The sequence below is a fragment of the Roseateles subflavus genome (genome assembly GCF_030285365.1).
Lineage (GTDB): Bacteria > Pseudomonadota > Gammaproteobacteria > Burkholderiales > Burkholderiaceae_C > Roseateles_B > Roseateles_B subflavus.
Genome location: NZ_JASVDS010000003.1, coordinates 762,841 through 769,283 on the forward strand (window position 1 = coordinate 762,841; position 6,443 = coordinate 769,283).

A 6,443-nucleotide genomic window follows, 5' to 3' on the forward strand; every position below is an offset into this window, starting at 1 on the left:
CTCAGCGGTTGCGCGGCGTGATCGGCGTTTCCGGCACCGGGTAGCCGGCTGCCCCGAAGGTGGCCACCACGGCCTTGTGCGTGTCGAAGTAGACCTGCCAGTAGTGGTCGGTGTGCGTGTAGGGGCGCACGCACAGCAGAGGGCCTTCCGGCGTGAAGCTCAGGATCTCGACATCGGGCGCCGGCGAGGTGGCCACGTTGGGGATCTGCGCCAGGGCCGCCTTCAGTCGCGCGATGGCGTCCAGCGGGTCCACGCTGTTGGCGATCTTGGCTACGCAGTCCACCCGACGGTGCGGGAGCGTCGAGTAGTTCTGGATGGTGTCCGAGAAGATCTTGTTGTTGCCGATGATGGTCTGCACGTTGTCCGGCGTGACCAGCGTGGTGCCGAAGAGCCCGATCTCGAGCACCGTCCCCGTGACGCCGCCCACCTGCACGAAGTCGCCCACCTTGAAGGGGCGCAGGACCTGCATGAAGACGCCCGCGGCGAAGTGGGTCAGCAGACCGCCCCAGGCCGTGCCGATGGCCAGGCCCGCGCCCGCCAGGAGTGCGGCGAAGGACGTGGTGCGGATGCCGAAGATGTCCAGGATGGCCAGCACCAGGACGATGTTCAGAATGACCGAGAGAATGGAGCGCAGGTAGTGGGAGAGCGTCGAGTCGATGCGCTTGCCTCGCTCCATGGCGGCGCCCATCAGGTGGATCACGACGCCGATGAGCCAGCGTCCGACGATCCATGCCGCCAGCGCGGCCAGCACCTTGAGTCCAAAATCCGTGCCCTGGGTGCGCAGGAACTCCCAGATGGCTTCGGTATTCAGCATGGCAATCCTCCGTGTACTTTCTTGAGTGGATGTGATTGAGATGGCACGACGAACGCAGCCGGCCACCCGCCGGATGACAGCGGCCCCCATTGAAGCGGCTGGGACGCCTCCCGTGCTGCAGGGTTTGCCCGCCCTGGCCTCGCCGGGCGCGCGGCTGCTCGTGCTGGGCAGCTTCCCGAGTGTCGCCTCGCTCACGGCACAGCAGTATTACGGTCACCCGCGCAACCAGTTCTGGCCGCTGCTTTCCGCGCTGTGGGGTCAGGACTTGCGTGCGCTGCCCTACGAGGCCCGCTGCGCCTATGCCTGCTCGCGCGGCCTCGCTGTCTGGGACGTCTATGCGAGCTGCCAGCGTGAGGGCAGCCTCGACGCCGACATCCGAGCCGCAGCGCCCAATGATTTGCAAGCGCTGGTGAACACCCTGCCGCAGCTGCGGGCAATCGCACACAATGGCGGGGAATCGGCGCGCAGCCTGCGCGTCACGCAAGCCCTCGGCCTGCCCGTGTTCCGCCTGCCCTCGTCCAGCCCGGCCAACGCCAGCTGGAGCTTCGAGCGCAAGCTCGCGGCCTGGCGCGAGGCGTTTGCCTTTGCCGGATTGCTGGATGAACACGAAGAAGAAGTCGGCGGGCCGCTCCGCCAGCCCTGAATGGACGCCTGCGACGCTGTCGGAATTCGACGGCGTGCGTTTCCTGCACCTCGACAGCATCTGGGTGCAGGGCGCCATGCGCATCCGCAAGCCGCAGGTGCTGGAGCTGGAATACATCCAGCGCATGATGGCCTGGATGCTCTGGCGGGACAGCGAATCCCTGCGCGAGGGCCACGCCGTGCAGCTGGGCCTCGGCGCCGCCGCCATCACCCGCTTCTGCCACAAGGTGCTGCGCATGCAGACGACCGCGGTGGAGATCAACCCGACGGTCATCGCTGCCTGCCGCAGCTGGTTCCACCTGCCCGAGGACGACGAGCGCCTGACCGTGATCAACCAGGACGCCGCCCGCTGGGTGGCCGACCCGGCCCATCTCCAGACGGTGCAGGTGCTCAACGTGGACCTGTACGACCACGAGGCGGCGTCTCCGGTCCTGGACGACGAGGCCTTCTATGCCGCCTGCCACGGCGTGCTGGCCGACGGCGGCGTGATGACCGTCAACCTCTTCGGCCGGGCCGCGAGCTTCGCGCGCAGTGCGGCTCGCATCGCCCGGGTCTTCGGCAGCGACCAGGTCTGGAGCCTGGCCCCGACGCGTGAGGGCAACACCGTGGTGGTGGCGGCCCGGGGCGTGCAGGTGCCCGACCGCGAGGAACTGGAGCGCCGCGCCGATAAGATCGAGGAGCGCTACGGCAGCCATGGCCTGCCGGCCCGCAAGTGGCTGCGGCTGGTGCGCCCGCTGCCGATGAGCATCCTCAACCAGATGTCGGAGCTGCCCTGATGAACAGTGCCACGAGGAGCGAGGCCGCCGCGGTGTCCCATCCCGCCGGCCGCCTGGAATGGCGCCCGCTGCTGCGCTGGCTGCAGGAGGACGGCGTGATCGACGCCGAGACCGCCCAGCGCGTGGAGCAGCGCTTCGGCGCGGGCGACAGCGCCCAGCACCCGCTGCTGCGTCTGGCCGGGGCCTCCATGCATCGTGTCTCCAACGGCAAGCTGCTCGACATCGAGGCGCTCACCGCCTGGCTGGCCGAGCGCGCCCGCATCCCCTATCTGCGCATCGATCCGCTGAAGGTGGACGTCGGCCGGGTCTCGGACGTGATGTCCGTCGGCTATGCCGAGGCCAAGCGCTGCCTGCCGGTGCAGTTCGGCCTGATGGACATCACCGTCGCGACCTGCGAGCCCTTCGACATCGGCTGGGTCGAGCAGATCTCGGCCCACACGCGCAAGCAGATCAAGCTGGTGGTGGCGAGCCCCAACGAGATCTCGCGCTACACGACCGAGTTCTTCACGCTGGCCAAGTCCGTGCGCGAGGCCGCCAAGTCCGGCGCCACGGCACCGTCGGCGAGCTTCGAGCAGCTCGTCGAGCTGGGCCGCTCGAACAAGCAGCTCGACGCCAACGACCAGGGCATCGTCCAGGTCGTGGACTGGCTGTGGCAGTACGCCTTCGACCAGCGCGCCAGCGACATCCACCTGGAGCCCCGCCGCGAGCTCGGGCTGATCCGCTTCCGGATCGACGGCGTGCTGCACACCGTCTACCAGCTGCCGCCCACGGTGCTCAGCGCGATGGTCTCGCGCATCAAGCTGCTCGGCCGGATGGATGTCGTGGAGCGGCGCCGGCCGCTGGACGGCCGCATCAAGACACGCAACCCGATCGGCGAGGAGGTCGAGATGCGGCTGTCCACGCTGCCGACCGCCTTCGGCGAGAAGATGGTCATGCGCATCTTCGACCCCGACAACGCCGTCAAGGACCTCAGCGAGCTGGGCTTCTCCCGCCACGATGCCGAGCGCTGGAACCGCCTGGTGGCCAAGCCGCACGGCATCATCCTCGTCACCGGCCCCACGGGCAGCGGCAAGACGACCACCCTCTACTCGACGCTCAAGCGTCTGGCGACGGACGAGGTCAACGTCTGCACCATCGAGGACCCGATCGAAATGATCGAGCCCGCCTTCAACCAGACGCAGGTGCAGTCGGCGATCGACTTCAACTTCGCGGAAGGCCTGCGGGCGCTCATGCGCCAGGACCCGGACATCATCATGGTCGGCGAAATCCGGGATCTCGAAACCGCGGAGATGGCCATCCAGGCCTCGCTGACGGGCCATCTGGTGTTCAGCACCCTGCACACGAACGACTCCGTCTCCGCCGTGACCCGCCTGCTGGACCTCGGCGTGCCGCCCTATCTGATCAACGCGACCGTGATCGGCGTGCTGGCCCAGCGGCTGGTGCGCACGCTGTGCGAGCACTGCAAGCAGCCGGATGACAGCGTCACGGCCGACATCCTCAACGACACCCTCAAGCCCTGGCGCATGAACGGCAAGGTCCGGGCCTGCAAGCCCGTGGGCTGTCTCGAGTGCCGCAACACCGGCTTCCGTGGTCGGGCCGGCCTGTACGAACTGCTGATGTTCGACGAGGCTGTCCGCAAGCACCTTCACGCCGAGGCCGACACCACGGCCATCCGCCGGCAGGCCATGCAGGAAGGCCTCCGGCCCCTGCGCCTGGCGGGCGCGATGAAGGTGGCCGAGGGGGTCACCACGCTGGACGAGGTGCTGCGCAGCACACCGGAGTGGGTGCATTGAGTCGAAATGCCGGCTTGTGGTGCCTTACGTGGAAACCACAGCCGGGCCCTCGGGGGCGCTGCCTAGAATCAATCGACAACATCAAGAGAGGCGCTCTGTGAAGATCAAGAGCCAACGAGACTTCTGGTCCGGTCTGCTGTTTCTGCTGGTCGGCCTGACCTTTGCCTGGGGCGCCACGGAGTACCAGTTCGGTTCCTCCGCAAAGCCCGGCCCCGGCTACTTCCCCTTCAGCCTGGGGGTGCTGCTCGCGCTGCTGGGCGGGATGGTGCTGTTCAAGGCCGTCACGATCGAATCGGCCGAAGGGGATCCCATCGGCCCCATCGCCTGGCGCCCGTTGCTGGTGATCGTCGGCGCCATCGCCCTGTTCGGCCTGGCGCTGCCCCGGCTGGGTTTGGTGGTGACGCTGCCGCTGCTGGTCTTCATCTCCTCGCTCGCGGGCGACGAGTTCCACTGGAGGGACGCCCTGATCAGCGCGGTGGTGCTGACCGCCGGCAGCTGGCTGATCTTCGTGTGGGGGCTGAAGCTCACCATTCCGGTCTGGCCCGTGTTCCTGGCTTGAGGAGTGACCATGAGCCTGATTGACAACCTCCTGCTCGGATTCCAGACGGCGCTGACGCTCCAGAATCTGCTCTATGCCTTCCTGGGCGCCATGCTGGGCACGCTGATCGGCGTGCTGCCGGGCCTCGGGCCGGTCGCGACGATCGCGATGCTGCTGCCCTCGATCTACTCGCTGGATGCCACGCCGGCCCTCATCATGCTGGCCGGCATCTATTACGGCGCGCAGTACGGTGGCTCCACCACCGCCATCCTCATCAACGTGCCGGGCGAGTCCAGCTCCGTGGTGACGGCCATCGACGGCTACCAGATGGCCCGCCAGGGGCGCGCGGGGGCTGCGCTGGCCGTGGCGGGGCTCGGCTCCTTCTTTGCCGGCTGTGTGGGCACGATCATCATCGCCGCCTTTGCGCCCCCGCTGACCGAGATGGCCTTCAAGTTCGGCCCGGCAGAGTACTTCTCCCTGATGGTCCTGGGCCTCATCGGGGCGGTGGTCCTGGCGTCCGGCTCGCTGGTGAAGGCCATCAGCATGATCGTCCTCGGGCTGCTCCTGGGGCAGATCAACACCGATGTGATCTCCGGCACGCCGCGCTTCTCCTTTGACATTCCCGAGCTCTCGGATGGCATCGGCTTCGTGGTGATCGCCATGGGTGTCTTCGGTTTTGGCGAGATCATCGCCAACCTGGGCCAGCCGGCGGAGCACCGCGAGGTGTTCACCAAGGAAGTGAAGGGCCTGTGGCCGACCAAGGAGGACTTCCAGGACGCCTGGCCGGCCGTCTTGCGCGGGACCGCGTTGGGCTCGGTGCTGGGCGTGCTGCCCGGCGGCGGCGCGCTGCTGGCCTCCTTCGCGGCGTACACCTTGGAGAAGAAGGTGGCGCGCAAGCCCCGTCATGCTTTCGGCAAGGGGGCCATCCAGGGGGTTGCCGGACCGGAGAGCGCCAACAACGCCGGCGCGCAGACCAGCTTCATCCCGATGCTGACGCTGGGCATTCCGCCCAATGCCGTGATGGCGCTGATGGTGGGCGCGATGACAATCAAGGGCATTCAGCCCGGCCCGCAGGTCATGACGAGCAATCCGGAGCTGTTCTGGGGCCTGATCGCCTCGATGTGGGTGGGCAACCTGATGCTGGTCGTGCTGAACCTGCCGCTGATCGGCATGTGGATCAAGCTGCTGTCGGTTCCCTACCGCTTCCTGTTCCCGGCGATCGTGGTGTTCTGCTGCATCGGCACCTACACGCTGAACAACAACGCCTTCGACGTCTACCTGACGGCGGGCTTCGCACTGCTGGGCTATGTCTTCTACAAGCTCAGCTGCGAGCCGGCGCCTCTGCTGCTGGGGTTCATCCTCGGCCCGATGATGGAAGAGAACCTGCGTCGCGCGCTGCTGCTGTCGCGAGGGGACTGGGGCACCTTTGTCAGCCGGCCGCTGTCTGCCGGGCTGCTGGCGGCGGCGTTCCTGCTCATCCTGGTGGTGATGCTGCCTTCCATCCGCTCCAAGCGGGAAGAGGCCTTCCAGGAAGACTGACCGGCACGGGAGTGCGGGTGCCGGCCGCATGCGAGAAGAGGGCCGGGAGGCCCTCTTCAAGAATTTCTTCCGAAAGTCTTGCGTTGGCCGAAAAAGCTGTGCTACAGTCTAAGGCTTCGCTGCTGATGCAGTGCTTCGAAACGAAGCGCAAAACAGAGGTGGCGGGGCGCAGAGAGATTTCGGTCTTGATGCGCGGCGAGATCTGAATGTTTCGCCAGGCGGTTTGAAAGTTTCGAAAATAAATTTTCAAAAATGCTTGACGATACGAAAGAAATTCAGTCATAATCTCGCTTCTCTGCTGATGACAAGTCAGCGACGCGAAACGAAGCGGCAGGCAGCGA

At 66.6% G+C, this 6,443-nt stretch carries 7 protein-coding genes; 5 read left to right on the plus strand and 2 right to left on the minus strand.

Going from position 1 to position 6,443, the window contains the following annotated elements:
* Window position 1: 1 nt before the first annotated feature.
* Window positions 2-814 (minus strand): mechanosensitive ion channel family protein, encoded by an 813-nt coding sequence (locus tag QRD43_RS14425; RefSeq protein WP_434063882.1) that lies wholly within the window; start codon window positions 812-814, stop codon window positions 2-4.
* A gap of 73 nt (window positions 815-887) precedes the next feature.
* Here QRD43_RS14425 and QRD43_RS14430 point away from each other — a divergent pair, with 73 nt between their 5' ends.
* From QRD43_RS14430 to QRD43_RS14450, 5 genes are all read left to right on the plus strand, one after another.
* A complete protein-coding gene (locus QRD43_RS14430) occupies window positions 888-1,457 on the plus strand; it encodes a DNA-deoxyinosine glycosylase (RefSeq protein ID WP_434063885.1) in 570 nt (189 codons plus the stop codon).
* A complete protein-coding gene (locus QRD43_RS14435; protein WP_285983160.1) occupies window positions 1,414-2,232 on the plus strand; it encodes a spermine/spermidine synthase domain-containing protein in 819 nt (272 codons plus the stop codon). The genes QRD43_RS14430 and QRD43_RS14435 overlap by 44 nt, the downstream gene beginning before the upstream one ends.
* Window positions 2,232-4,025 (plus strand): type IV pilus assembly ATPase TfpB, encoded by a 1,794-nt coding sequence (tfpB, locus tag QRD43_RS14440; protein WP_285983161.1) that lies wholly within the window; start codon window positions 2,232-2,234, stop codon window positions 4,023-4,025. Before QRD43_RS14435 ends, tfpB begins: the two co-directional genes overlap by 1 nt.
* A 97-nt stretch (window positions 4,026-4,122) precedes the next feature.
* Window positions 4,123-4,584: a tripartite tricarboxylate transporter TctB family protein gene (locus QRD43_RS14445; RefSeq protein WP_285983162.1), complete on the plus strand. Its 462-nt coding sequence runs from the start codon at window positions 4,123-4,125 to the stop codon at window positions 4,582-4,584.
* A 9-nt stretch (window positions 4,585-4,593) separates the two neighbouring features.
* The gene (locus QRD43_RS14450) at window positions 4,594-6,102 is read left to right on the plus strand and encodes a tripartite tricarboxylate transporter permease (RefSeq protein WP_285983163.1); all 1,509 of its coding nucleotides are present in this window, start codon (window positions 4,594-4,596) and stop codon (window positions 6,100-6,102) included.
* Here the strand turns inward: QRD43_RS14450 and QRD43_RS14455 are convergent.
* The coding region (locus tag QRD43_RS14455) for a hypothetical protein (RefSeq protein ID WP_285983164.1) at window positions 6,038-6,443 on the minus strand (406 nt) is incomplete at its 5' end. The genes QRD43_RS14450 and QRD43_RS14455 overlap by 65 nt on opposite strands.